Annotated in this window: 31 protein-coding genes and 2 riboswitches; of the genes, 27 read left to right on the forward strand and 4 right to left on the reverse strand. The window is 31.0% G+C overall.

The features are described from left to right. Positions 1–10: 10 nt before the first annotated feature. Together H3N56_RS01120 and H3N56_RS01125 are read right to left on the reverse strand one after the other, a co-directional pair. Positions 11–766, reverse strand: coding sequence for an MIP/aquaporin family protein (locus H3N56_RS01120; protein ID WP_185879502.1), 756 nt, complete (start codon positions 764–766; stop codon positions 11–13). Between the two features lie 99 nt (positions 767–865). Next, positions 866–1,432, reverse strand: coding sequence for a glycerol-3-phosphate responsive antiterminator (locus tag H3N56_RS01125; protein WP_185879503.1), 567 nt, complete (start codon positions 1,430–1,432; stop codon positions 866–868). A 148-nt stretch (positions 1,433–1,580) separates the two neighbouring features. On the opposite strand from H3N56_RS01125, the gene H3N56_RS01130 reads away from it, so the two are divergent. From H3N56_RS01130 to H3N56_RS01230, 21 genes are all read left to right on the forward strand, one after another. After that, a complete protein-coding gene (locus H3N56_RS01130) occupies positions 1,581–1,826 on the forward strand; it encodes a hypothetical protein (protein WP_185879504.1) in 246 nt (81 codons plus the stop codon). Between the two features lie 115 nt (positions 1,827–1,941). Continuing rightward, a riboswitch (cobalamin riboswitch) is annotated at positions 1,942–2,123 on the forward strand. A gap of 78 nt (positions 2,124–2,201) precedes the next feature. Beyond that, positions 2,202–2,939: an energy-coupling factor ABC transporter permease gene (locus H3N56_RS01135; RefSeq protein ID WP_221893415.1), complete on the forward strand. Its 738-nt coding sequence runs from the start codon at positions 2,202–2,204 to the stop codon at positions 2,937–2,939. Further along, positions 2,932–3,213 (forward strand): energy-coupling factor ABC transporter substrate-binding protein, encoded by a 282-nt coding sequence (locus H3N56_RS01140; RefSeq protein ID WP_185879506.1) that lies wholly within the window; start codon positions 2,932–2,934, stop codon positions 3,211–3,213. Before H3N56_RS01135 ends, H3N56_RS01140 begins: the two co-directional genes overlap by 8 nt. Next, on the forward strand, positions 3,197–3,874 hold the full coding sequence (locus tag H3N56_RS01145) for an energy-coupling factor transporter transmembrane protein EcfT (RefSeq protein ID WP_185879507.1): 678 nt from the start codon (positions 3,197–3,199) through the stop codon (positions 3,872–3,874). The genes H3N56_RS01140 and H3N56_RS01145 overlap by 17 nt, the downstream gene beginning before the upstream one ends. Continuing rightward, on the forward strand, positions 3,871–4,581 hold the full coding sequence (locus tag H3N56_RS01150; protein WP_185879508.1) for an energy-coupling factor ABC transporter ATP-binding protein: 711 nt from the start codon (positions 3,871–3,873) through the stop codon (positions 4,579–4,581). Before H3N56_RS01145 ends, H3N56_RS01150 begins: the two co-directional genes overlap by 4 nt. Beyond that, positions 4,578–6,065, forward strand: a complete 1,488-nt coding sequence (locus tag H3N56_RS01155) for a cobyric acid synthase (protein WP_185879509.1) — start codon at positions 4,578–4,580, stop codon at positions 6,063–6,065. Before H3N56_RS01150 ends, H3N56_RS01155 begins: the two co-directional genes overlap by 4 nt. After that, entirely contained in the window at positions 6,065–7,042 is a 978-nt protein-coding gene (gene cbiB / locus H3N56_RS01160; RefSeq protein WP_185879510.1) for an adenosylcobinamide-phosphate synthase CbiB, read from the forward strand. The genes H3N56_RS01155 and cbiB overlap by 1 nt, the downstream gene beginning before the upstream one ends. Further along, positions 7,023–8,081 (forward strand): histidinol-phosphate transaminase, encoded by a 1,059-nt coding sequence (locus H3N56_RS01165; protein ID WP_185879511.1) that lies wholly within the window; start codon positions 7,023–7,025, stop codon positions 8,079–8,081. The genes cbiB and H3N56_RS01165 overlap by 20 nt, the downstream gene beginning before the upstream one ends. Next, positions 8,081–8,443 (forward strand): sirohydrochlorin chelatase, encoded by a 363-nt coding sequence (locus H3N56_RS01170; protein WP_185879512.1) that lies wholly within the window; start codon positions 8,081–8,083, stop codon positions 8,441–8,443. Before H3N56_RS01165 ends, H3N56_RS01170 begins: the two co-directional genes overlap by 1 nt. Before the next feature lies 1 nt (position 8,444). Next, positions 8,445–9,770, forward strand: a complete 1,326-nt coding sequence (locus H3N56_RS01175) for a cobyrinate a,c-diamide synthase (RefSeq protein WP_185879513.1) — start codon at positions 8,445–8,447, stop codon at positions 9,768–9,770. Then, entirely contained in the window at positions 9,758–10,402 is a 645-nt protein-coding gene (locus tag H3N56_RS01180) for a precorrin-8X methylmutase (protein WP_185879514.1), read from the forward strand. Before H3N56_RS01175 ends, H3N56_RS01180 begins: the two co-directional genes overlap by 13 nt. 2 nt (positions 10,403–10,404) lie before the next feature. Next, positions 10,405–11,526 (forward strand): cobalt-precorrin-5B (C(1))-methyltransferase CbiD, encoded by a 1,122-nt coding sequence (gene cbiD, locus H3N56_RS01185; RefSeq protein WP_185879515.1) that lies wholly within the window; start codon positions 10,405–10,407, stop codon positions 11,524–11,526. Further along, positions 11,516–12,145 carry a precorrin-6y C5,15-methyltransferase (decarboxylating) subunit CbiE gene (gene cbiE / locus H3N56_RS01190; RefSeq protein WP_185879516.1) on the forward strand — a complete coding sequence of 210 codons (630 nt, stop codon included), beginning with the start codon at positions 11,516–11,518 and terminating at the stop codon, positions 12,143–12,145. Before cbiD ends, cbiE begins: the two co-directional genes overlap by 11 nt. A gap of 1 nt (position 12,146) precedes the next feature. Then, positions 12,147–12,719, forward strand: coding sequence for a precorrin-6Y C5,15-methyltransferase (decarboxylating) subunit CbiT (gene cbiT, locus H3N56_RS01195; protein WP_185879517.1), 573 nt, complete (start codon positions 12,147–12,149; stop codon positions 12,717–12,719). Then, the gene (gene cobI, locus H3N56_RS01200) at positions 12,719–13,438 is read left to right on the forward strand and encodes a precorrin-2 C(20)-methyltransferase (RefSeq protein ID WP_221893416.1); all 720 of its coding nucleotides are present in this window, start codon (positions 12,719–12,721) and stop codon (positions 13,436–13,438) included. Before cbiT ends, cobI begins: the two co-directional genes overlap by 1 nt. Continuing rightward, positions 13,417–14,175, forward strand: a complete 759-nt coding sequence (gene cobM, locus H3N56_RS01205) for a precorrin-4 C(11)-methyltransferase (protein ID WP_185879518.1) — start codon at positions 13,417–13,419, stop codon at positions 14,173–14,175. The genes cobI and cobM overlap by 22 nt, the downstream gene beginning before the upstream one ends. Beyond that, positions 14,175–15,161: a cobalt-precorrin 5A hydrolase gene (cbiG, locus tag H3N56_RS01210; RefSeq protein WP_185879519.1), complete on the forward strand. Its 987-nt coding sequence runs from the start codon at positions 14,175–14,177 to the stop codon at positions 15,159–15,161. Before cobM ends, cbiG begins: the two co-directional genes overlap by 1 nt. Continuing rightward, positions 15,148–15,879 (forward strand): precorrin-3B C(17)-methyltransferase, encoded by a 732-nt coding sequence (cobJ, locus tag H3N56_RS01215; protein WP_185879520.1) that lies wholly within the window; start codon positions 15,148–15,150, stop codon positions 15,877–15,879. The genes cbiG and cobJ overlap by 14 nt, the downstream gene beginning before the upstream one ends. Beyond that, positions 15,876–16,625 (forward strand): precorrin-6A reductase, encoded by a 750-nt coding sequence (gene cobK / locus H3N56_RS01220; protein WP_185879521.1) that lies wholly within the window; start codon positions 15,876–15,878, stop codon positions 16,623–16,625. The genes cobJ and cobK overlap by 4 nt, the downstream gene beginning before the upstream one ends. A 121-nt stretch (positions 16,626–16,746) precedes the next feature. Continuing rightward, a complete protein-coding gene (locus tag H3N56_RS01225) occupies positions 16,747–18,285 on the forward strand; it encodes a sodium-dependent transporter (RefSeq protein ID WP_185879522.1) in 1,539 nt (512 codons plus the stop codon). Beyond that, positions 18,278–18,379, forward strand: coding sequence for a methionine/alanine import family NSS transporter small subunit (locus tag H3N56_RS01230; RefSeq protein ID WP_185879523.1), 102 nt, complete (start codon positions 18,278–18,280; stop codon positions 18,377–18,379). Before H3N56_RS01225 ends, H3N56_RS01230 begins: the two co-directional genes overlap by 8 nt. A gap of 39 nt (positions 18,380–18,418) precedes the next feature. On the opposite strand, the gene H3N56_RS01235 is transcribed toward H3N56_RS01230, so the two are convergent. Then, positions 18,419–19,006, reverse strand: a complete 588-nt coding sequence (locus H3N56_RS01235) for a molybdenum cofactor guanylyltransferase (protein ID WP_185879524.1) — start codon at positions 19,004–19,006, stop codon at positions 18,419–18,421. Positions 19,007–19,123: 117 nt separating this feature from the next. Next, a riboswitch (cyclic di-GMP riboswitch) is annotated at positions 19,124–19,208 on the forward strand. 130 nt (positions 19,209–19,338) lie between these two features. Between H3N56_RS01235 and H3N56_RS01240 the strand changes: the two genes are divergently transcribed. Together H3N56_RS01240 and H3N56_RS01245 are read left to right on the forward strand one after the other, a co-directional pair. Next, entirely contained in the window at positions 19,339–19,656 is a 318-nt protein-coding gene (locus tag H3N56_RS01240; RefSeq protein WP_185879525.1) for a hypothetical protein, read from the forward strand. Beyond that, positions 19,653–20,054 (forward strand): hypothetical protein, encoded by a 402-nt coding sequence (locus H3N56_RS01245; protein WP_185879526.1) that lies wholly within the window; start codon positions 19,653–19,655, stop codon positions 20,052–20,054. The genes H3N56_RS01240 and H3N56_RS01245 overlap by 4 nt, the downstream gene beginning before the upstream one ends. A gap of 25 nt (positions 20,055–20,079) precedes the next feature. On the opposite strand, the gene H3N56_RS01250 is transcribed toward H3N56_RS01245, so the two are convergent. Further along, a complete protein-coding gene (locus tag H3N56_RS01250) occupies positions 20,080–21,597 on the reverse strand; it encodes an AbgT family transporter (protein WP_185879527.1) in 1,518 nt (505 codons plus the stop codon). 170 nt (positions 21,598–21,767) lie between these two features. Between H3N56_RS01250 and H3N56_RS01255 the strand changes: the two genes are divergently transcribed. The 4 genes from H3N56_RS01255 (at position 21,768) to H3N56_RS01270 (ending at position 26,793) form a co-directional block, all read left to right on the forward strand. Beyond that, on the forward strand, positions 21,768–22,901 hold the full coding sequence (locus H3N56_RS01255; protein ID WP_185879528.1) for a M20 family metallopeptidase: 1,134 nt from the start codon (positions 21,768–21,770) through the stop codon (positions 22,899–22,901). 128 nt (positions 22,902–23,029) lie between these two features. Next, positions 23,030–23,971, forward strand: a complete 942-nt coding sequence (gene moaA / locus H3N56_RS01260) for a GTP 3',8-cyclase MoaA (RefSeq protein WP_185879529.1) — start codon at positions 23,030–23,032, stop codon at positions 23,969–23,971. Between the two features lie 46 nt (positions 23,972–24,017). Continuing rightward, entirely contained in the window at positions 24,018–24,662 is a 645-nt protein-coding gene (locus H3N56_RS01265; protein WP_185879530.1) for a ferredoxin-like protein, read from the forward strand. Between the two features lie 22 nt (positions 24,663–24,684). After that, the gene (locus H3N56_RS01270; protein ID WP_185879531.1) at positions 24,685–26,793 is read left to right on the forward strand and encodes an aldehyde ferredoxin oxidoreductase; all 2,109 of its coding nucleotides are present in this window, start codon (positions 24,685–24,687) and stop codon (positions 26,791–26,793) included. Positions 26,794–26,807: the final 14 nt, after the last annotated feature.

Genomic DNA, 26,807 nt, shown 5'->3' on the forward strand with positions numbered 1-26,807 from the left:
GAATTAAGTTTTAGATAAAAAGAGTTACATATAAAAGTGACCCAATTATACCACCAACAATTGGTCCTAAAATTGGTACTAATGCATATCCCCAATCAGAATCACCTTTGTTTGGAATAGGTAGAATAGCATGCATAATTCTTGGTCCAAAATCTCTAGCAGGATTTATTGCATAACCAGTTGGTCCACCTAAACTTAAACCTAAACTCCAAATATAAAATCCAGCAAGTAAAGGTCCAAGGATTCCAATATTTCCTCTTACAGTTTCACCACTCATGTAGTCTAAAGCTAATGTTGAATTATTGGCGTTTCCAATAGCAAGAAGTCCAAAAGTAAGCATTGCAGTGGCTAACATTTCAGTTGTGAAATTCCACTTTAAATTTCTGATAGCTGGTCCAGTTGCAAAAGTTGCTAAAATTCCACCTTTGTCAGTTGTTTCATCGTAATGATTTTTGTAAGCTAAAAATACAAGAAGAGATCCTGTCATAGCTCCAAGCACCTGAGCGGCAACATATCCAGGAACTAAACTCCAAGGGAAAAGTCCAGCTGCAGCAAAACCTATAGAAAGCGCAGGATTTAAGTGACCCCCACTAATCCAACCTACACAATAAGCTCCAACCATAACTCCAAATCCCCAACCAGCAGTAATAACAATCCAGCCAGAGTTATTACCTTTAGTTTTTGATAAAACCACGTTTGCTACCACTCCATTTCCTAGAAAAATAAGAAGCATTGTACCAATAAACTCTGCCAAATAGACATTCATAAAAATCTCCTCCGTTTTACATTTTTTTATAAAAAAAGCTATTCAATTCTAAGTATTAAAAAAATTAGAATCGAATAGCTTCTCTATACTCTCTTGCTATTACAAAGTAATATTTAATTTAGTTGTAGATACTGCCTTAGCCCCTGATTTTAAAGCCACTTCAACATCTTCTTTATCAGAAATTAATCCTCCTGCAATTAAAGGAATATTAATTTTAGAAGAAAGCTTTTTAATAATTTTAGGCATTACACCAGGTAGTATTTCAACTGCATCCAATTCGCATTCTTTTAATATTTTTTGAGTGTTTTCAAAGGAAAGTGAGTCAATTAAGAAACATCTTTGAATAACTAAAAATCCTATTTTTTTAGCGTATTTTGCGGTGGAAGTTCTAGTAGTAATAATACCATCAGCAAAGCTATTTTCTTTTAAAAAATCAAGAGCAACTTGATCTTTACTATTAATTCCTTCAACCATATCTATATGTAAAAAAGAAATTTTTCCTGCAGATTTTATTTTTCTAGTAGCTTCCTCTAGGGTGCAAATATCTCCACAAAGTAAAAATATTATTTTCGAATCTGTTTTTAATGCTGCATCTAAGTCATTTAAATTTTTAACGGCAATAATAATCTTATTTTCTGTCAAAATTTTACCAAAATTAGTTCTCAAATAGACCACCTTTTATGTTTTTTTCTACAATATGAGTATATACTATAATTTTATATAGTCAATAAGAAATTTAAAAAAAGGAAAAAAATGGCATTTTGGTAAAAAGTTATAGTGAAGAGCTACACAAGATATTTAAGGAGGGATTTATATGCATAAAGTTTCAGTTATAGTTATGGGATTTTGGGGTTCAGATGGTAAATGGAGAGAGAATACTGAAACTCTAAATACTCTATTAAATGAAGGATATGAAATTATAAGTACAGCTCCAATGGGTGGTGGTGGTTTTGGGACTACCATGACTACAAGCAAAGTTAGAAAAATTGGAACGGAGACTCACATAGGAAATGTTATTTCTTTCGCTTCATTAGTTGTTTTAGAAAAAGATTTATCATAATGTATTAATGAGGAGAATGGTTCTCCTCTTTTTTATTTAAATTTTATATAAATAAAAATGTGATTTTATTTAAAATTTATTGACTTAATAACTACCAGTATGTATAATTATCGTAAACATATATATTTTTAATGGTTTGCATTAGCGATTAAAAGGGAAGTTGGGTTTGAACCCCACACGGTCCCGCCACTGTAAAGATGATGAAAACGAAAATACCACTGTATTAATGAAGTATGGGAAGGTTCGTGAGTAAAAAGATTCTGAGTCAGGAGACCTGCCATTAAAAATTTATACATCCTGCGGGGACGGGAGGTATAGGGCGCGAGCTTTTTTGCCTTTAGACTTCCTCCAAATAAAATTATGAGGAGTGAAAAAATGGGTACATTTCAATCAATCTTATCGGTAACTTTTATGATTTTTCTTTTCAAAGGGTCACACGCATATGGAATGCACATTATGGAGGGATATCTTCCAATAAAGTGGAGCATTTTTTGGTGGGCACTTTATCTACCTTTTTTCTTTGTCGGAGTAAAAAAATTAAAACAATCATTATCAGAAAATCTTGAAAAAAAATTATTAATATCTTTAATTGGAGCTTTTATATTCTTAGTTTCGGCAATAAAATTACCGTCATTAACGGGAAGTTCATCGCATGCTACAGGAATAGCTCTAGGAGCAATACTTCTTGGGCCAAGCAGTGTATTTGTATTAGGAGCTTTAGTTTTGTTTTTCCAGGCTACGTTATTGGCGCATGGAGGATACACAACCTTAGGGGCTAATGCGGTATCTATGGCAGTTGTAGGAGCTTTAGTATCATATTTTATATATACACTATTTAGAAAAAGAATGAATAACAAAGTAGCTATATTTTTGGCAGCGGCTTTAGGAGATTTATTAACATATATATGCACAGCATTGCAATTAGCTCTAGCACATCCAGTTGATGGAGTAAATTACATAGATTCAATAATCAAATTCTTAGGAGTTTTTGCAGTAACTCAAATTCCACTGGCTATTATAGAGGGATTAATTACTGTTGTTATTATAAATATGTTACCAGTAGATTTAATTTCGTCAACACTTATAAAAAAAGAGGTGACTGCAAATGCGTAAAAATAAAAATGGAGTATTGATGATAGCAGTTTTAATTTTAATAGCCCTACCTTTTATTTTTCTTCAGAGTGAATTTGCTGGAGCAGACACAGAAGCATTAACTGTAATTGAAACTATTGCACCTAATTATACACCATGGATAGAAAATTACTTTTCACCTCCAGGTGGAGAAATGGAAAGCTTTTTATTCTCAATGCAAGCAGCAATTGGTGCTGCAATACTAGGATATGTATTTGGATTTTTTAAGGGGAAAGGTCATGTTAAAAGCAATTAATCCTTTTGAAAAATTTTTGATGTCAATGGGGACAACAATAATATTAATAAGCTTAAAGAACGAACAACTAAATATGGTGATGGTAGTAGTATTAGCCATGATATTATTTTTTCAAAAAATTTCAATGAAAAGATTAACCTTTTTCTTTTTACCACCATTGATATTTTTAATACCTACAATTTTAGCTCAGGGGATTAGCTTCACCCCTGAGGTAAAATTTGTATTTGATAAAGAAATATTTTTTAGAGTAATTGCATCTCTTATGGCTTTATCCATTTTTATATTGACAGTAAATGTAAAGGATTTCTACCATATCGGATTGCAGTTGAAAATTCCAAAGTTTATTTGTGAAATCGGAATTTTGATGTTTAACTATCTTAATATAATGTATGTTTCATATGTAAAAATAAAAACAGCTATGGAAGCTAGAGGTGCTTTTTGTAAATTTTCAAATATATACAGAGATGTAGCATTACTTTTTTCTAAAGTTTTTTTAAATAGTTACTTTTCTTTAAAGGGCCAAGAAAACGCTATGTATAGTAGAGGATATAATGATGAAATTAAGTTCTATCCAATTTCATATAAAATTACTAAGAGGGGAATATTAATTTTAGCACTGTGGTATGGGGTGATATTAATATTTTATAAGGTGGGATTATGATAAAGCTTAGCAATATAAGTTTCTCTTATGAAAAAAAAAGAGAAGTTTTAAAAAATATTTCTTTGGAAATAAAAGAGGGAGAAACACTTTTTCTGATGGGAGAAAATGGTTCTGGAAAATCTTCTTTAATGCTTTTAATGAATGGAATAAATAAACCCTTTGAAGGAGAATATATATTTAAAAACGAAGTAGTTAAGTATAATAAAAAAAATTTAAGAGAATTAAGGGAAAAAATAGGAATTGTTTTTCAAGATCCTGATATGCAACTTATTGCACCAGATGTTGAAAGTGATGTACAATTTGGGCCGTTAAATCTAGGTTGGAATTTAAAGAAAGTAGATGAATCGGTGCATAATGCCATGGTGATCTGTGATGTTGTTCATCTAAGAAATAGAGAATGTCATTCACTTAGTTATGGAGAAAAAAGACGTGTGGCAATAGCTGGAGTTTTAGCTATGGATCCGGAGGTAATTATTTTTGATGAACCAACTACCTGGTTAGATCCGTATCATCAAAGAGAATTTAAAGATTTATTGAAAAAATTACAAGAAAATAATAAAACTCTTATAATTTCAACACATGATATTCCTTTTGCTCAAGAGTTTAAATCGAGATATATTTTTTTAAAAAAAGGTGAAATAATTTCAGATGGAGATATAGAGTTGTTTGAAAATGACGATTTATTGGAGGAGTGTAGATTAAAATGAAAAAACATAAAAATTTAATGGTTGTCGGAACATCTTCTGGCGCAGGGAAAAGCATAACAGTAACAGGATTGTGCAGAATATTTTTTAAAGATGGATTTTCGGTAGCTCCTTTTAAATCTCAAAATATGGCATTAAACTCGTATATCACAAAGGATGGGCATGAAATGGGAAGAGCTCAAGCTGTCCAGTCTATGGCTTGTGAGATTTCACCTAGATATTATATGAATCCGATATTATTAAAACCTACTGGCGATAGAAAAATTCAAGTTATTTTAAATGGAAAATCTATTGGAAATATGAATGGATTAGACTATGGAAAAACAAAAGTTAGTTTAAAACAAGAAATATTAAAAGCATATAAAAATATTGAGGACAACTATGAAATTTGTGTTCTTGAGGGAGCTGGAAGTCCAGTTGAAATAAATATAAAAGACGATGATATCGTTAACATGGGAATGGCTGAAATGGTAAATGCTCCAGTTATTTTGGTAGCAGATATTGACAGAGGAGGAGTATTTGCCTCTATAGTTGGGACATTGGAACTGATGGAACCATCAGAAAGAGAAAGAGTAAAGGGTGTTATTATTAATAAATTTAGAGGAAGTTCAGAGATACTAAAACCTGGCCTTGATAAACTTGAAGCAAGAATAGGAATTCCAGTTTTAGGTGTAGTGCCACACTTTGATTTAGATATTGAAGATGAAGATGGACTTACGGATAAATTTAAAAAGATTCAAAATAAAAATACTGGAATTAAAGTATCTGTAATAAAATTAAAACATATTTCAAACTTCACTGATTTAGATGCCTTAGGAGCTCAGTTGGATGTAGAGATAAATTATGTAACCTCAGCTCACGAAATTGGAGAAGAAGATTTAATAGTTATTCCAGGTTCTAAAAATACAATAGAAGATTTAAAAGATATTAAGGAAAAAGGAATAGCTCAAGAAATTATAAAAGCTTCAAGAAGAGGAACTCCTATAGTAGGAATATGTGGTGGATTCCAAATTTTAGGAGAAAGAGTTTTAGATCCTTATGGAATAGAAAGTGACATAAAAGAACTACCAGGTCTTGGATTACTAGATGTTGAGACAATTATGGAAAAGGAAAAAACTACAACTCAATACTCTGGTATTTTGGATAATTGTTCAGGTATTTTAGACATGATGAATGGGATAGAAATTAAAGGGTATGAAATTCATCAAGGGGTAACAAAAGGTACAGAAACGAACATAACTTTGGATGATAGAATGGTTGCAACAGTGAAAGGAAATATTGTAGGAACTTATATCCATGGAATATTTGATAACAAAATATTTACAGATATGCTACTAAATAAAATTAGAAAATCAAAAGGAATGGATGAAAAATCATCTGAGATGACATTTGATGAATATAGAATGAATGAACTGGATAAACTAGAAGTAATTATGAGAGAAAATATAGATGTTAAAGCCATATATTCAATCCTTGGAGGAAAGTAATGGATTTTTATATGAAATATAGTCTGGCATACGGGTTAGATTTAATACTAGGAGATCCTCACTGGTTATACCATCCAGTAAGAGTTATTGGAAAATTGATAGAGATTTTTGAAAAGTTTTTATATAGATTCAAAAGTAAGAAATTTTTTGGTGGAATTATGGCAATAAGTGTAATTTTATTGACAGGAGTTATTAGTTTTTATCTCGCTAGAATTTCTCCTATCTTAGAGGTATTTTTATTATACACAACACTAGCAACAAAAAGCTTAGGGTTGGAGGGAATAAAGGTATATAAAATATTAAAATCAGGAGATTTATCAAGAGCACAAAAAGAACTTTCGTATCTTGTAAGTAGAGATACTGGCGAAATGGATGAAATACAAGTTATTAGAAGTACTGTTGAAACAATAGCTGAAAATAGTGTTGATGGAATAATTGCTCCAATGTTTTATGCGTTCCTAGGAAGTTGTTTTATGATAGACGGAATATCCCTAGCTCTTCCTTTTGCGATGGGGTATAAAGCGGTAAATACTTTGGATTCTATGGTTGGATATAAAAATGAAAAGTATATAGATTTTGGAATGTGTTCTGCAAAAATTGATGATTTATTTAATTTAATACCTGCAAGAATTGCTGGATTAATATTTATACCGATTTCATCATTTCTTATAGGAAAAGGAATAATAAAACCAATAAAAATATTTTTACGTGATAGATACAATCATTCGAGTCCAAACTCTGGACATTCTGAAGCTTCTTTTGCTGGTTCGATAGGAGTACAATTTGGTGGTAGAACTAGTTATTTTGGAAAAGTTTACGAAAAGCCAACTATTGGAGATAAAATAAAAGAATTTGAATTCGAAGATATTAGAAGTGCATATAGATTACTGTATGTAACATCTGCCATTGCTTTAATAATATTTACTATAATATTCATAATACTGAGAGGTGAAGGAATTGGATTTACATGGAGGTAATGTTTTTAGACTTGAAAGAGATGGGAAGATTAATATATTAGATTATAGTTCTAATATAAATCCACTTGGAGTACCCGAGAGTTTTAAAGAAGCTGTAATTAATAATTTTTCTATATTAGAAAAATATCCAGATCCAGAGTATGTTGAACTAAGAGAAGCGATTGGAGATTATAATGGAATATCTTCTGAAAACGTTGTAGTTGGAAATGGAGCTACTGAAATTTTATTTTTATATATGAAAGCAATAAAAGTAAAATCAGCTATGATTGTTTCTCCAACTTTTGCAGAATACGAGAGAGCTTTGAAGGTAAGTGGGGCACAGGTAAGTTACTTTGAACTAAAAGAATCAGAAAATTTTAAGATTGATGTAGATAGATTATTAGAAGAAATTCAAGATGAAGAATTAGTTGTAATATGTAATCCAAATAATCCAACAGGAAGATTTATATCTCTTGAGGATATTGATAAAATATCATTAGTTTTAGATAAAAAAGGAAAAAAACTATTTGTAGATGAGGCATTTATAGAGTTTATAGATAATTGGACCGATAAAACATCAATATTATTAAAGAGAAAAAACATATTTATTTTAAGAGCTTTGACAAAATTCTTTGCTCTTCCAGGAGTAAGACTTGGATACGGATTATGTTATGATACAGAACTTTTAAAAAAAATATCTTCTATTAGAGAACCATGGAGTGTAAATAGTTTTGCAGAATTAGCTGGAAAGGTTATGCTAAAAGACGAAGGATATATAAAAGCAACAGAGCTATGGATTGAAGAAGAAAAAAAATGGTTCCACGATGAACTAAAAAATATAAAAAATATAAAGCCATATAAAACAGAAAGTAATTTTATACTTATTAAACTTTTATCAATGAATTCTAAAAATTTCAGAGATAAGATGATAGACGAAGGAATAGTTGTGAGAGATGCATCTAACTTTAAATTTTTAAATGAGTCGTTTGTAAGACTTGCAGTAAAAGATAGAGACAAAAATAAAAAAATATTAGAGAAAATAGAAAAGGTGGTTAAATAATGAAAGCAATATTAGTAATAGGACATGGAAGTAGAAGTATAAAAGCTAAAGAGGAATTTGAAACTGTTGTAAAAATGATGGAAGAAAAAACTCATTTACCAGTTATAGGTGCTCATATGGAACTTTGTTTACCATCAATACCAGAAGCGTTAGAAACTTTAATCTCTGAAAATCCTGAAATTAACGAAATAAAAACAGTTCCACTTTTCCTATTTGAAGGAATACACATCAGACAGGATATTCCTGAGATATTAGAAGAAATGAGAGAAAAATATCCAAAGATAGAATTTAAATTTGGAAGACCTATTGGTGCAGAACCAATGCTTGCAGATATCCTAATATCAAGATCAGAGGAAATCTAAAATGAAGGGCTTTCTTTTAGCAGGAACGAGGAGTGGAATAGGAAAGACAACTGTTTCGATGGGACTTATGTCAGTTTTTAAAGATGTATCTCCATTTAAAGTTGGACCAGATTACATTGACCCAAGTTTTCATGAATTTGTAACTGGAAACAAAAGTTATAATTTAGACTTGTTTTTAATGAAAGAAGAGGGTGTAAAACATAGCTTTTACTCTCATCATAAAGGAATATCTATAGTTGAAGGAGTTATGGGACTGTATGACGGTTTGGGAAATGATTTAAACAACTGTAGTTCAGCTCATGTAGCTAAAACATTGGGTCTTCCAGTAATTTTAGTAGTTGATGCCATTGGAAAGAGTACAAGTATTGCAGCGGAAGTTTTGGGATATAAGCTTTTAGATCCCGAAATAAATATAGCTGGAATTATTATAAATAGAGTTTCAAGTGAAAAACTTTATAAAATGTTAAAAGAAGCAATAGAAATTCATACTGGTATCAAATGTTTTGGATATTTAAAAAAAGATGAGAATATAAATATTAGTAGCAGACATCTTGGATTACTTCAAGCAAATGAGGTTGGAGATTTAAAAGAAAAAATTGAAGTTTTAAAATCAGAAATCTTAAAAACTATAGATATAGCTGGAATTGAAGAAATTGTGACTATAAAAAATAGTCCAGTGAAAGAAATTTTCGAAGAGTATAAGAATAAATTTAATGGAATGAAAATGGGAATAGCTAGAGATAATGCATTTTCATTCTATTATAAGGATAACTTAGAACTTTTGGAAAAAATGGGTATACAATTGATTGAATTTTCTCCAATGAAAGATTCAAAAGTGCCAGATGTTGACTGTTTGTATTTTGGGGGAGGTTATCCTGAAACATATGCAAAGGAGCTATCTAAAAACAAAGAATTTTTAGAATCACTTAGAGCTTTTCATAAAGAGAATAAAGTTATATATGCTGAGTGTGGAGGATTTATGTATCTGACAAAAGGAATAAAAACCTTAGATGGCATTTATCATCCAATGGCTAACTTACTAGATTGTTCTATAAAAGTTGGAGAAAGATTAGATATTTCAAGATTTGGATATGTAAATATTGATTCTCCTTTTGGAACTGGAGTGGCTCATGAATTCCATTATTCAAAAATAGATGAAGTTGGAGAAGATGAGAGAAAATTTACTTTGAAAAAAAATGATGGAAGACAATGGAGTTGTGGTTATACCAATAAAAATTTAATTGCGGGTTATCCTCATCTTCATTTCTTTGGAAATCTAGATATAATTACTAATATTTTAGAAGGAGTAAAAAAATGGAATATATAAAGAAACCTGTTGATATAGAAGTTAGAAGTTTTGAAATTATAGAAGAAGAACTGGGAGCAAAGAAAAATAAATTCTTACCAGAACAACTTCCAATTGTAAAAAGAGTAATTCATACAACTGCAGATTTTGAATATGCTGATTTACTTGAATTTTCTGATGATGCAATTGAATCTTGTATAAATGCTCTAAAAAATGGTGGTAAAATTTATTGTGATACTCAAATGATAGCAAATGGACTAAGTAAGCCAAATTTAACAAAATTTGGATATACAGCTTATTCACTTGTATCTGACCCAGAAGTTGCTAAAGAAGCAAAAGAAAGAGGAGTCACAAGATCGATTGTCGGAATGGAAAAAGCCTCTAAAGATGCAGATACAAATATATTCTTAATAGGGAATGCTCCAACTGCACTATTTAGATTAAAAGAACTTATAGATTCAGGAGAGGTTTCAAAACCAGCTCTAATAGTAGGGGTTCCGGTTGGGTTTGTTGGTGCAGCAGAATCGAAAGAGATTTTACCAGGAAGTGGAATTCCTCATATCGTAGTAAAAGGTAGAAAAGGTGGAAGTACAGTAGCTGTATCTATTCTTCATGGAATACTATACCAAATGTTTACAAGAGAAGGATTCTAAAGATGAAAAAACAGTTAAAATCAGGTTATACCACAGGAACCTGTGCTGCAGCGGCAACTACCGCAGCGTTAGAACTGTTGATATCAAACAGAAAAAGAGAAATAATAGAGATTAAAAGTTTAAATGGTATAGATTTGAAAGTACCAATTCATTCATTGAAATTAGGAAAAGAATGGGCTAGAGGTGTAGTTTTAAAAAACTCTGGAGATGATCCAGATGTTACAAATGGTATAGAAATTTGTGTTAAAGTTAAACTTTATAAAGAGTTACCACAAATAGAAAAAGCTCACTATTTTGATAATATAGCTATAGTTGGTGGCCGTGGAGTTGGACTAGTGACTAAAAAAGGACTTCAAGTTCCAGCAGGGAAATCTGCTATTAATCCCGGTCCTCAAAAGATGATTAGAGATGCAGTACAAGAAATCATAAAGGGAACGGATAAAAAAGTTTTAGTGAAAGTATACATCCCACAAGGAAAAGCAAAAGCTTTAAAAACATTTAATCCAAGGCTTGGAATAACAGGTGGAATATCTGTACTAGGCTCCACTGGAATTGTTAAACCAATGAGTGAAGAAGCTTGGAAAGATTCACTTTATGTTGAATTAAAAGTTTTAAAAGAGAATACAGCAAGAGATTGGGTAATATTTGCTTTTGGAAATCATGGAAAAGCTTTTTGTGAATCTATGGGTGTTGATACTACTCAGATGGTTGTGGTGAGTAACTATATTGGATTTATGATTGATAGTGCTATGGAGATTGGATTTAAGAGAGTTCTTTTGATAGGACATATTGGTAAAGCCATAAAAATTGCTGGTGGAATATTTAATACACATAGTAGAGTAGCAGACGGAAGACTCGAAATACTCTCAGCTAATGCAGTTTTAGTAGATGAACCAAGAGAAAATATATTAAAGATTTTGGAATCTAATACAGTAGAAGAAGCTTGTCAATATGTTGAAAAAAATGAACTTTTCAGATTAATAGCAAATAAGGTAGCATCAAAATCAGTAGAGTATTCCAGAGGAGAGATTGAATTTCAATCAGCTTTATTTACTTTTAGTGGAAATTTAATTGGTGAAAGTGATGATTTTAAAAAATTGGCTGGTGATTTAGTTGAAAAATAAAATAAAAGTTGTAGGACTTGGACCTGGAAACTTAGATTTTGTAACAGGAGCAGGCATTAAGGCTATAAAAAATTGTGAGATAGTTATTGGTGGAAAACGTCATCTAGAGGAAGTGAATGACTTACTAGATAACCAAGAAAGATTTTTTTTAGGCAAATTAGAGTTATTTAAAAGTTTTATAATAGATAATATAGGAAAAAAAATTACAATAGTTGTTTCTGGAGATACTGGGTACTACAGCTTACTTACTTATTTAAGAAATAATTTTTCAGAAGAGTTATTTGAAGTTATTCCTGGGATATCATCTTTTCAATATCTTTTTTCTAGAATAACTATGACATGGGAAAAATATTCTCTTCATAGTGTTCATGGAAGAGAAACTAACTACATAGAAGCCTTAGAAAAGAGTGATGCAGGAATAGTATTACTTACAGATTCTGAAAATAATCCAATAGAGATTAGTAGAAAACTAATCGAAAATAATATTAAAAATATAGAAGTAATAGTTGGAGAAAGATTATCTTATGAGAATGAAATAATTACTAGATTTTTATTAGAAGATTATAAAAACTATGAAAAAGAATATTCTATGAATGTAACAATTTTAAGGAAGGTATAATATGGGACATATATATGATTGCGAGTTTGTCCAAGGAGAGCTTCCTATGACAAAGCAAGAGATTAGAGCAATATCGATTGCAAAACTTCAGTTAAATCCAGACTCAGTTTTAATAGATGTTGGAGCAGGAACGGGAACAATAGGAATTGAAGCAGCTACATATTGTAGAAAAGGAAAAGTTTATGCTATTGAAAAAGAACTTAAAGGAATTGAGACTCTTAAAAATAATATAGGAAAATTTGACTTAGATAATATAGAAATAATAGTTGGACGTGCACCGGAGTCTATTCCAGAAATAGCTTATGATAGAATGTTTATTGGTGGTTCTACGGGTTCTTTGAAAACTATTTTAGATCACTTCAAAAGATACTCTAAAGAAAACTCAAGAATTGTTATAAATGCTATAACACTAGAGACACTAAGTGATGCCACTAAATTGCTTAAAGAAATGAAGTTTAAGAATATAGAGGTTATAAATGTGTCAATAGGTAGAGGGAAAAACGTAGGACCTTATACGATGATGTATGGTGAAAATCCAATTTATATAATAACAGCAAATAAAGGAGACGAATAATGGCCACATTTTATGGAATAGGAGTAGGAGTAGGAGATCCAGAAATGATAACTTTAAAAGCTATAAACGCTCTTAAAGATTTAGATGTTGTAATTTTGCCAGAAGCAAAAAAAGACGAAGGAAGTACAGCTTATTCAATAGCTAAAGAGTATTTAAAAGAAGATATTGAAATGCTATTCTTAGAATTTCCAATGATTAAAGATGCAGAAAAGAAAAAAGTTATCAGAAAAGGACATGCTGAAACAATTGAAAAATGTTTAAGCGAAGGAAAGAATGTTGGATTTTTAACAATAGGAGATCCTATGACTTTTAGTACTTATGTATATGTTCTAGAGTACCTAGATTCTATGTATTCAGTGAAGACTATTCCTGGAATATCATCTTTTGCTGATATAGCTTCAAGATTCAATTTACCTCTTGTTATGGGAGATGAGTCATTAAAAGTTATATCTTTACATGGAGATGTAGAGATAAAGGAAGAAATTGAAAAAAGTGATAATATAGTATTTATGAAAGTTACAAGAGATTACAATGAGTTAAAAGCAGCATTAAAAGAAACTGGAAATATGGATAATATAATCTTAGTTTCTAATTGTGGTAAAGAAAATCAAGAAATTTTCTTCGATATAGAGAATTTAGATAAAGAGGATGTACATTATTTTTCAACACTAATACTAAAAAAAGGCGGTATTCAACAATGGAAAAAGTTTATTTCATAGGAGCGGGACCAGGGGATCCTGAGTTAATAACTATAAAAGGTCAAAGATTAGTAAAGGAAGCGGATATTATAATATATGCTGGATCACTAGTACCAAGACAAGTTATAGAGTGTCATAAAGAGTCTGCAGAAGTTTATAACTCTGCTAGTATGAATTTAGAAGAAGTTATGGAAGTAACTGTAAATGGAATAAAAGCTGGTAAAAAAGTTGTTAGAGTTCATACAGGGGATCCAGCAATATTTGGTGCACATAGAGAACAGATGGACGTTTTAGATGAGCATGGGATAGAGTATGAAGTTGTTCCAGGGGTAAGTTCATTCCTAGCTTCGGCAGCAGCGGTAAAAAAAGAGTTTACTTTACCAGGGATATCTCAAACAGTCATTTGTACAAGACTTGAAGGTAGAACTCCAGTTCCAGAAAAAGAAGCATTAGAGAGCTTAGCTTCTCATAAGGCATCTATGGCAATATTCTTATCTGTTCATATGATAGGAGACGTAATAAAGAGACTGGCAACTCATTATCCAATGACTACACCAATAGCAATTGTTCAAAGAGCTACTTGGGAAGATCAAAAGATCGTAATGGGAACTTTAGAAACTATAGAAGAGAAAGTAAAAGAAGCTAACATTTCTAAAACTGCTCAAATTTTAGTTGGAGATTTCTTAGGAAACGAATATGAGAAATCAAAACTTTATGATAAACACTTTACTCATGAATTTAGAAAAGGAATAGAGTAATGAAAATTGCCATTTGGACAGTGACAAGAGGAGCTGGATATTTAGGCAAAATTGTAAAAAGTAAAATGAACGGAACTCTTTATACACTAAATAAATTTTCAGTAGAAGATTCAGTACAGATGGATGATTTTACATCTACTCTAGAAGAAAATTTTAATAAATATGATGGACATATATTTATTATGGCTACTGGAATAGTTATAAGAAAAATTTCAAAACTTATAAAGAGTAAAGATATAGACCCAGCTGTAGCTGTTATAGATGAAGGGATGAACTTTGCAATATCCCTTCTCTCGGGGCATCTTGGTGGGGCTAATGAGATGGTAAATGACATTGCCAAGAAATTAAATTTAGTTGCCATAATAACAACAAGTTCAGATGTGACTGGAAAAATTGCTGTAGATACATTATCGCAAAAGTTAAAATCTGAATTAGAATCTTTGGATGCAGCTAAAAAAGTGACGTCTCTTATAGTAGATGGACAAAATGTTACACTGACTCTTCCTAAAAATATAATAGAATCGGGAAATTCCCATGGAGCAGTAATAGTTTCAAACAAAGAGAAAATAGAAACTGTTAGACTGTATCCGAGAAATTTAGTGGTTGGATTAGGTTCTAGAAGAGGGGTTGAAAAGGAAGTTGTTTTAGAGGCTATAAAAATGGCTTTTGAAAAAAATAATCTTTCTACAAAAAGCATAAAACTTTTTTCTACAGTGGATTTAAAAGCCGATGAAATTGGAATTTTAGAGGCCGTAGAAGAATTTAATAAGAAGCTAACAATAATTTCTAGAGACGAAATTTTAAAAATAGAGGATGATTTTGAAGGTTCGGAATTTGTAAAAAAAGAAATTGGAGTAAAAGCGGTGTCAGAACCATGTGCACTACTTGCATCTAATAAAGATGGCAAATTTATAGAAAAAAAATTAAAATACAATGGAGTTACTGTATCCATTTATGAGGAGAGATTTGGAAATGAAATTTGGTAAAATATATGTTGTAGGAATTGGACCTGGAAATATGCAAGATATTACAGTTAGAGCTTATAATACTTTAAAAAATATAGATGTTATAGCAGGATATATAACTTATATAGATTTAGTTAGAGATGAGTTTTCAGAAAAAGAGTTTTATGTGTCAGGAATGAAAAAAGAGGTTGAAAGATGCGAGCAAGTTTTAGAGATTGCAAAATCTGGAAAAAATGTTGCTTTAATCAGTAGTGGAGATGCTGGAATATATGGAATGGCAGGAATAATGATTGAAGTTGCTATGGAATCTGGAATTGAAGTAGAAGTAGTTCCTGGAGTTACATCATCAGTAGCTGGAGCTTCGGTAGTTGGGGCACCACTTATGCACGACCATTCAATAATCAGTTTAAGTGACCTTATGACAGATTGGAGTGTTATAACTAACCGTGTTGATAAGGCAAGTGAAGGAGACTTTATAATTTCTTTATATAATCCAAAAAGTAAAGGAAGAACAAGCCAAATAGTTGAAGCAAGAGAAATTATGTTAAGACATAAAGCTGCATCTACACCAGTTGCTCTACTTAGACACGTTGGAAGAGAAGAGCAAAATTATACTCTTACAACGCTTGGAGATTTCTTGAATCATGAAATAGATATGTTTACTGTAGTTATAATTGGAAACTCTAAAACTTATGTAGCAAATGACAGAATGATAACACCAAGAGGATACAAAATATGATTTGGATTATTGGGGGAACAAAAGACTCTAGAGATTTTATAGAGTCTTTTCCTGATAAAGACAAACTTATTGTAACTACCGCAACAGAATATGGTGGAAAATTACTAGAAGATTTTTCGGTAAAAGTTTTTTGTAAAAGACTCCTTCCTAAAGAGATGGAAGAGTTTATTGAAAATAATCAGATAAAAAAAATTGTCGATTTAAGCCATCCATATGCAGTTGAAGTTTCTCAAAATGCTATGAATTGTGCAAAAATAAAAGAGATAGAATATGTACGTTTTGAAAGAGTTAATTTAGAGACTGAGGATGAGAATGCTATAGAACTTCACAGTGTTGAGGATATAGTTTTATATGTTGAAGAATTAGAAGGAAATATACTAGTAACATTGGGTAGCAACAATATTGAGAAATTTTCAAAACTTAAAAATTTAAAAAATATATACTTTAGAATACTTCCAAAATGGGAAATGGTTAAAAAAGCCGAAGACTCTGGAATATTACCTAGAAATATAATTGCTCAGCAGGGACCTTTTTCTTATAAAATGAATTTGGCTCAAATTGAGGATTTAAATATAAAATATGTAGTTAGTAAAAAAGGTGGAGACACCGGTGGCGAAAAAGAAAAGATTGAAGCAACAAAGGCTGCAAATGCAGTATCTATTCTATTAACTAGACCTTCTATAATTTATCCTTGTGTTTTTGAAACTGTAGAAGATGTGATATCACATCTTATTAATAAAAAATAGGTACTAGTAAAATGGTTATAAAATATGGTATAAAGATAGTAGAGAAATAATATATTGATTCAGAAATGACCTTAATTTTAAAAAGTTAAGGTCATTTTTTTAAAATATGGAGGTAGATAAAATGGGCGAAAAAAGAGAACAATGGACGACACGAAAGGGATTTATTTTTGCAGCAGTAGGTGCCGCAATTGGACTTGGAAATCTCTGGAGATTCCCGTTTCAAGCATATAAAAATGGTGGAGGAGCTTTTTTTATCCCGTATTTTATAGCTATAGTTACTTGTGCAATACCACTTATGATTATGGAGTACTCTTATGGTAGAAAAATTAGAGGAGGCTCAACAAAGTCATTAGGACATCTGGGGAAAAAATTTGAATGGATTGGATGGCTACAGGTAATGGTTCCCGTAGTAGTTATGATGTTTTATTCAACTATTATATCAATTTCTTTAATATTTATGGTTTGGTCCTTGGGACAAATTTTTGGAATAGTAAACTGGATGAATGATCCGGGAAAACTTATGGGAATAATTGTGGGCGGTGGAAATAATGCCTTTGATTTTGGAGCAGGAATTAGTAAATATTTACTATTCTTTGTGGTATTTGTTTGGCTTGGAAATTGGATAGTTGTAAAAAAAGGAATCTCTCAAGGGATAGAAAAGGCATCAACTATATTTACTCCAATTCTAATGGTTTTAATGATCTCATTTATGATTAATAGTTTAAGATTAGAGGGAGCTTCAATTGGTTTAAATGCTTTATTTACACCTGATTTTAGTAAGCTTTTAAATCCAAGTATATGGATTGCTGCATATGCACAAGTATTCTTTTCAACAACTTTAGCAGTTGGGGTTATGATAGCTTATGGTTCTTATTTACATAAAGAGTCAGATATAGTTAATAATTCATTTATAACAGTTTTGGCGAATTCATCATTTGATATTATCTCAGGAATTACAGTTTTTTCTACTCTTGGATATTTGGTTTCAACTATGGGAGTAGAGTTCAACTCTTTTGGAGATGGAGCAGGAATAGCCTTTATAGCCTTTCCAATAGCTATTTCAACTATTACAACGAATACTATAATTCAAGGTATAATTGGATTTTTATTTTTCTTCTGTCTTTTTATAGCCGGACTATCATCTAGTATATCTATGCTAGAAGCATTTAATACCGCTGCGTTAGATAAGTTTAATATAGAGAGAGGAAAACTAACAAATTATGTATCATTAGTTGGATTTTTAGGAAGTGGATTTTTTGCAAGTTATGTAGGATTTAATTTTATATTAAATATAGTTGATGCACATGTATCAAATTATGTTATAGCAACATTGGGACTAGTGGAAGTTATTGCTATAGGATATATATATGGAACTGAGAAATTGAGAGAAGAAGCTAATCGTTATTCTGATTTTAAAGTTGGGAAATTATGGGATTGGTTATTAAAATATTTCACTCCACTACTTTTAGGTGTTACAGTTATTTCTAATTTTATACAGGGAATCGATAAATTATTTGAGTTAGACGATATAAATCTTAGAGCTAACTTAATATTTGGTTGGGGAACAATTTTGTTTATGCTGGTTTCAGCTACAATTTTGTATAAAAAAGATTGGCATGAATCTAAAATAACTAATAAGGGAGATGGTAAAGATGAATAGTTCTGCTTTATTTATTATGATTTTAGGATGTGGAATAATCTGGGGTGGACTAATAGTTACAACAGCAATAGCTTTGAAAAAAGAAAAGAAATAAATATTACCCCTTAGAGTTTTTGCTTTAAGGGGTTTTTCATTAAATTTTATTTAATTCGTCTGGAGTATTTATATTTAATAAAAGTTGTTCTCCATCAAAAGGAATATTTTTTAAAGAAACTTCTTTAATTTTTAAATTTTTAATAACTTCAATAAGTTTATATTCTTTATCCTCGATACAACTTTTTAATTTATCTAGACAACTTTTGCCATATATTCCAAATAGTGGATTTATATATCCTCTTTCACATCTTACAACTAGAACATCGTAATCAGGAGTATGAAAACTTAAAATATAATTAATAAAATTTTTTGTGATATTTGGAGAATCACAAGTTGTCACAAAGATATATTCATTAGAGGAATTTAAGATTCCATTATAAAGACCACCAATTGGACCAATTTTTTCATATATATCTCTGACTATTTTTACATTTTTATCCTTAAAATTAATTTGATGAAAACTTTGAATACTATTTGCTGCTATGATTATTTCTTGAAAATCTTCTAACTCATCTATTATTTTTTCTAAAAAATTTCGGTTGTCATATTTTAAAAGGTACTTATCTTGATAATTCATTCTACTACTCATACCACCAGTTAAAATCAATGCTGAAATTTCATTCATAGGCTCCTCCTGAATTAATTTTATTTATATTATATACCTAAATTTTTTAATTTTATTTTTTTTATATATAAAAGTTGACATAGAAATATTTATATTGTAAAATTCTATAAACAGAGATAATGATAATAGCAAAACTAGAGAAATCTAGTGACGCAAAACTATAGGGTCTTAACTATTTATAGAAAGACAGCCAGCTGCCAAAATTTCAACTAAGTATAGGGTGAAATTTAAATTAAAGCAGCTATGACATGGTCATAGCTTTATTTTTTTAAATCCATAACTTAGTATCAAAATTTATCAAAATCTCTCATCAAATAAAAAGGGTGAGAAATATGAAAAAAATAATGATGTTATTAATAGGAATGACAATAGGAATTACAAACATTTATGCAAAATCGAACGCAACTGTAAATATGTCAGCTTATGTTTTAGACTCTGCTACTGTTTCAACAGTAGAGAATAAAAATAATAAACTTTCTTTAAATTTAAATGAACTTAGAGATCAATTTGGACAAGTTGAAAGAACTATGACAACCTCTAATAATCTAAAAATAAAAAAAGAAAATAACACATTATTTGTTCTAGACACAAATAAAAATGGAAAGGAGATAAATGACGATGTTGTCATTTTAACTGTTATAAATTCATGAAAATATCTAAGCTATATGTTATGTTAGGAATGCTAATTATATTTAATACAGGATTTGGTTCTGTTTTTAGAACAACGGTTACTCCCGGAAGAATCTTTGTTTCTTCAGATGGTGGAAATGAAAGTATTGAAATTGAAAATATATCAGATGAGTTATTAAAGTTATCTATAAATATATCAGATGAAAATGTAAAATATATAAAAATTTATCCCAGTGAATTTGAAATTAAACCTAAATCAAAAAGAGTTGTTAGACTAAAAGTTTTACCAGAATTTTTTTTAGATGAAAAAACAGAAAAAATATTATATATAACTGAAGTTTCACCTTTAATTATAATAAACAAAAGAAAAATAATGCCAAGACATGGCGTAACTATAAAAAAAACCACTTTTAAATAAAAAGTGGTTTTTTTATTGCAAATTTTTAGATATATAAAGGTGTTCCAGGACCTAGTGGAATACCAAAGTATACCCAAACTATAGCCATAAGTGACCACATAAGAAGAAGTGCTATAGTATATGGCATCATGACAGAAATAACGGTTCCCATTCCATAATCTTCATCATATTCCTGAGCTAAACCAAGAATAATTGGCATATATGGAAACAGAGGCGATATAACATTTGTGGTGGAGTCTCCTATTCTGTATAACATCTGAGTTAGAGCAGGATTATAACCTAACATATAAAACATGGGAATGAAAATTGGAGCCAAAAGAGCCCATTTTGCGGATCCACTTCCAATAAATAAATTAACAATTGAAGATAAAATTATAAACATCAAGAATAAAGGGATTCCTTTTAAATTCATATTTTTTAAAAAGTCAGCTCCATTGACAGCTAAAATAAATCCTAAGTTGCTCCAGTTAAAGTATGCTATAAATTGTCCAATCATAAAAACAAGAACGATATAAGAAGACATATCCTTCATAGCTGAGGTTATGTGTCTTGGGATATCTCCTGCTGTTTTAATTTGTCCAACACGTTTACCGTATGTAATTCCAGCTATTAAGAATAAAAATAGAAGTAGAGGGATAATAGAGTTTAAGAGTGGAGAGTTTAGTAAAGAACCAGTTTTAGGATTTCTTAAAAAACTATTTTTTGGAACTACAATTGCAACTATAAAAAGTATATAAATTAAAGAGTAAATACCTGCCCATCTTAGTGCAGATTTTTCAACTGGTGAAATAGCTTCGTTTTTAAAAGTTTTATTTCCAGTATATTTTCCAAGTCTTGGTTCAATAATTTTTTCTGTAACGATAGTCCCAACAATTGCTAATAAAAATGTTGAAACAGCCATAAAATACCAGTTAGAAACGACAGATACAGTAACATTAGGATTAACTATTTTCATTGCTTCGGTAGAAATTCCAGCAAGGAGAGCATCTGTACCAGCCACAATTAAGTTAGCACTAAATCCAGCAGTTGTTGCAGCATATCCTACGGCTATTCCTGCTAAAGGATGTTTACCAAGTGAGAGAAATATAATTGCTGAAATTACAGGAACAATAACTATTGCGGCATCAGAAGCAATATTTCCACAAATACCAATTAACATAATCATAAAGGTAATTATTTTGGGAGAGCTATTTAATATTGAGTTTCTCATAAATGCAGAGACAAGACCAACGTGTTCTGCTAACCCAATTCCAAGAGTCATTACTAAAACGAGACCTAGAGGTGAAAAACCAGTAAAGTTTTTAATCATACTTTGAAGCATAAAATTTATTCCGTCACTGGACAATAAACTTTTAACTTTAACAATTTCATTTTTAACTGGGTCAGTTACATTTACATCAAAAATATTTGCAATCGTAGAAATAATAATAATTCCAACAGCAAATATAAAAAAAAGAATAAATGGATGTGGAATTTTATTTCCAGTTTTTTCAATCCAATCCAAAAAACTATTGCCGTTCTTAACTTTAATATTTTCAGCCATATTTCCCTCCTGATATTTAATAAATAGATTGCTCTGAGTTTACTTCATAAATAAAATAAATCAATTATATTATTTTAATACTTATCATTGGTAAAAAATATGAACAAAATATGCTAATAATATGGTAATAATATATTGACTCAATTATAAAATAATATTAGGGGGAACTTATGTTAAAGCAATTAGAGACACATAGAAATTATCTTCATTCTATACCAGAGATATCTCTTGAAGAATACAACACAGCTAAATATATTAGAGAGGTATTGACTAACATAGGAGTTGAGTATAAAGAGATAGGAACTAGTACAGTGGCTTTTATAGCGGGAGAAAGTGAGGAATGTATAGCTTTTAGAGCAGATATAGATGCACTCCCTGTTGTGGAAGAGAGTGGTAACAAATATAGATCAAAAAATATAGGAATGATGCATGCGTGCGGACATGATGGACATACGGCAACTTTATTGACGTTTATTGAAAATACAAAACAAATGATAACCAACGGAACAAAATTAAAAAAATCATTACTTTTTATTTTTCAAGCTGGAGAAGAGGGAGCTGGAGGAGCAAGATTTGTGGTAAAAGATTCATTTTATAAGTCAAAAAAAATTGAATCGATATTTGCTCTTCATGTTTATCCAGAGTTAAATACTGGAGGGATAGCTATAAAGTCTGGGGTTCTTTCTTTGCAGAATATAAATATAAATATAACGTTAACTGGGAAAGGGTGCCACGGAGCACAACCTCACAAAGGAGTGGATTCAATATTAATTGGAGCAAAATTAGTAGAGGCGTATCAATCGATAGCATCTAGAAATATAAATCCAAATTCTGTGTTTATTTTTACGATTGGAAGTTTTAAGGCGGGAAAAGTTAGAAATGTTATTCCAGAAAAAGTTGAAATATTGGGAACTATAAGAATAGAAGATGTAAGCTTAATACCATTTATTAAAGAAAGAATTACCAAGATAAATGCAGGATTTGAAGTTTCTTACGATGTTAAAATAGATATGGAATTTATGCCATTTTATCCTCCGGTTATAAATAATTCAACCTTGGCAGAAATGGCCAAGAAAGTGGTTAAAAATCTAGAGATAGAGACAGAGATATCACTTAGTGGATCGGAAGATTTTTCTTTTTATTTACAAGATGGAACGCCTGGACTTTTATGTTTACTTGGAATAAGGGATGAGGAGAAAGATCATATTTATCCTTTACACAATAGTAAATTTGATTTTGAAACATCAGTATTAAAAAATGGAGTTGAATTTTTCAATAGTATATTGGCAGAAACAGCTTTGTAAAATGAGTTATAATATTCCTATTATATCATAATTAGAACAATTATTTTAAAAAAATAAGTTTTTTTCTTGTAATTATCAAGTTAAAAATAGTATAATCTATTTGTAAAAAAGATGAGAGGAAAAATCGTATGAAAGATGGATTTGATAGAGAAATTGACTACTTAAGAGTATCTTTAACAGAAAGATGCAATTTTAGTTGTGTATACTGTATGCCTAATGGTCAAGATAAAAAACAATGCAGAGATCTTTTAACAGAGAGTAACTATAAACAAATTATTCAGATATTTAGAGAGTTAGGAATAGATAAAATTAGATTTACTGGTGGAGAGCCCTTGCTCTCTCCACATTTAGAAAATTTGATAGAGTTTTCTAAAAACTTAGGAATTCAAGATATTGCAATCACAAGCAATGGACAGGGCCTTTCTAAAAATTTAATAAGATTAAAAGAAAAAGGGCTTAAAAGAGTTAACATTAGTCTAGATTCTTTACAGGAAAAAAGATTTAAAGAAATAACAAAAAATGGGGAATTCTCTGAAATTATGGCGTCAATTGTTGAGGCACAAAAACTTGGATTAAAAACAAAAATTAATTGTGTCTTAATAAAGGGAATAAATGATGATGAAATAGTCGATTTTTTAAATCTCACAGAGAAGTGTGATATTGATATAAGGTTTATAGAACTTATGCCTATAGGTGAAGGGGTAAAGTATGAGGGTGTAAATCCTGATGTAGTTCTAAGATCTATTCCAGATGTAGAGTATTTTTCACAACAGGGAAGTAATACAGAAGGGTATTATCAGAAAAAGGGATCTTCTGGAAGAATAAGCTTAATCAATCCAATAAGTTGTTCATTTTGTGACCACTGCTCAAGGGTTAGACTTACAAGTAGAGGGACTATAAAGCTTTGTTTACATGCAAAAGAAGAGATTGATTTAACAAAATATATGACAGACAGTAAAATTCTTAAAGAATATATAATAAATTCTGTTTTAAAAAAACCTGAAAAACATAACATGAAAGAGTCTGGAACAAGTAGCTCTGAAAAATATATGTATCAAATAGGTGGATAAAAATAAATCTTTTTACATAAAAAACAAAATTTTAGGGGGAGAACTAATGTCACAAGAAAAAAAGAAACTCTTTGATAGGGAAACTACAAGACGTGATTTTCTAAAACTAACTGGAAAAGGAATAGCAGGATTTGCAGTAACATCATCTATTCTTTCAATGTTTGGTTTTGGAGAAGAGGCAATTGCAGCTACAGCACTTCCAGAGGGACTTTTAGTAGTAGATCGTTCTAAGTGCACAGGATGTCAGCGTTGTGAAATCACATGTACGCTTCAAAATGATGAGAAGATACAACCTTTTATTTCTAGAATCAAAGTTAGTGAAAACTACAACTTTGGAACGACAGGACCAAAAATGAATTATAAATATGAGGATGGTCAATTTGGAAATCTTAAAATGACTCCTGTAACTTGTAAGCAGTGCAGAGAACCTTTCTGTGGAAATGCGTGTCCAAAAGGAGCGATTGTTGCAGACCCACATACTGGAGCTAGAACGGTTATAAAAGCTAATTGTGTTGGATGTGGAATTTGTACAGAGGCTTGTCCATGGGGTCTTCCTACATTGGATCAAGAAAAAGGTTATTCAACAAAATGTATTTCATGTGGAGCATGTGCAAAAGCATGTCCAACAAGTGCATTAAAAATAATTCCATGGGAAGATATCAGTAAAGCACACTACTTTAGCAAGAGATAAAACAAGGGGGAGAAACTAAAAAATGAATAATTCATACGGATGGGCAGGAAAAATTTTAAGAGTAAATCTGTCTAATGGAAAAATTACAATAGAAAATACGGAAAAATTCAAATCATTAATTGGTGGAATGGGAATTGGATACAAAGTTTTATTTGATGAAGTTCCAGCAGGAACTAAAGCTTTTGATGAAGCTAACAAAATTATTTTTGCTGTGGGACCGCTTACAGGGTCAGGAGCACCATCAAGTTCAAGAACAAATATAACATCGCTATTACCATCTAATCCATATAACGCTGTATCGGATTCTCATATGGGAGGAAACTTTGCAGCCCATTTAAAGTATGCAGGATATGACGCTATTATAATAGAAGGGAAATCTTCAAGACCGGTATGGCTAAAAATAGATGATGACAACGTTTCTATTGAAGATGCTTCAAGAGTGTGGGGAACAGGAATAAAGGATACGACAGCACAGTTATCATCTCTTATGGGAAAAGATGCTTCGATTGCTGCTATAGGACAAGCAGGGGAAAACATGGTAAATCTATCTGTTATAATGACTGGAATAAGTCATTCAGCAGGAGGACATGGTGGAGTTCTTGGTTCTAAAATGCTAAAGGCAATAGGTGTAAGAGGAACTCAAGCTGTAAAGATAGCTGGAAAAGGTAGAGATCTTTTAAAATTAAACAACTATATGATGAAGGATTTAATTGGAGCCAACAATCAACACGTTGTACCAAGTACTCCACAACCTTGGGCAGAGTTCCATAGTAAAGGAAGTAGATGGACAGCAAAAGAAGGGCTTACATGGGGAGCTGCGGAGGGTGGACCAGTTGAAACTGGAATAGCTGCTGCTGGAGATGTAAATAAAGTAGGATTTAGAACTATGAAAGCAACTTTTGATTTGGGACCATCAGCAGAAAAATATACTGTTAGAATGGGTGGATGTCAATCATGCCCTATAAGATGTATGAGTCATTTAAAAATTCCAAAACTTCAAGATTATGGAGTATCTCCTTATGTAGCAAACTCATGTATGGGATATTTTTCTCCACAAAGAGTAATGTTTAAAGGAAATAAAGATATTGAAGAAAAAGGCGATGGAAAAATGTTCGCTGCAGCCATAGGAGCTTCTCTTGCAGATGACTATGGTGTATGGTGTAACTATGGACTTTTAGGTACAGACTTAAGACATGCTTATGAAACAGGAATATTTAAAAAGGTTTTACCAGCTGCAGAATACGACTCAATTCCTTGGCATCTTTTAGAGGATAAAGACCCAGCATTCTTAGTTGATTTCTATAGAAGAATTGCTTATAAAGAGGGAGAATTAGGACATCTAGGAGAAGGAGCTTACTGGGTAGCTAAGAGATGGAATTTTGGAGATGACTATTGGAACAATGTTCAATATGGTCTGTGGTCAAGATTAGGATTTCCAAAGCATCATTCAAATGAGACAAATGGACAAGTAGGATCACTTATCAGCTGTATGTTTAACAGAGATGCTCAGAGTCATACACTTGTAAACCTTGTTGGAAGTGGACTACCAATTGAAATTCAAAAGGATGTAGTAGCAGAAATTGTTGGATCACCTATGGGAATAGATGCACCAAAAAATTATACACCTATGAATGAATATAAGGCTAAACTTGCAAAATGGGCAATTATTAAAAACTGTCTACATGATTCATTAACTGTATGTAACTGGATGTGGCCAATGACAGTTTCACCTCATAAATCAAGAAATTATAGAGGAGATTTAGGTCTTGAGGCTAAATTCATGACTGTTGTAACTGGAGAAAATTATACTGAAGAGAGTTTAGATTTAGCTGCTGAAAGAATTTTCACGCTTCATAGAGCTTTAACAGTTAAAAATATGAATACAATAGACATGAGAAACGAACACGATGGAATGACTGAATGGGTATTTGATAAGGATCCAGAGATTCCTGTATTTACTCCAGGAACAGATAAAATGGATAGAAAAGATATGCAAGTTGCCTTGACTATGTTCTATAAAGAAATGGGATGGGATGAAAAAACTGGAGCACCAACAAAAGCAACTCTTGATAGACTTGGACTTTCAGATGTAGCTAAAGAACTTAAGAAAATGAATCTTTTACCAGCTTAAATTGGGAGTGAATT

Origin of the sequence: Cetobacterium sp. 2A (genome assembly GCF_014250685.1) — a bacterium.
GTDB lineage: Bacteria > Fusobacteriota > Fusobacteriia > Fusobacteriales > Fusobacteriaceae > Cetobacterium.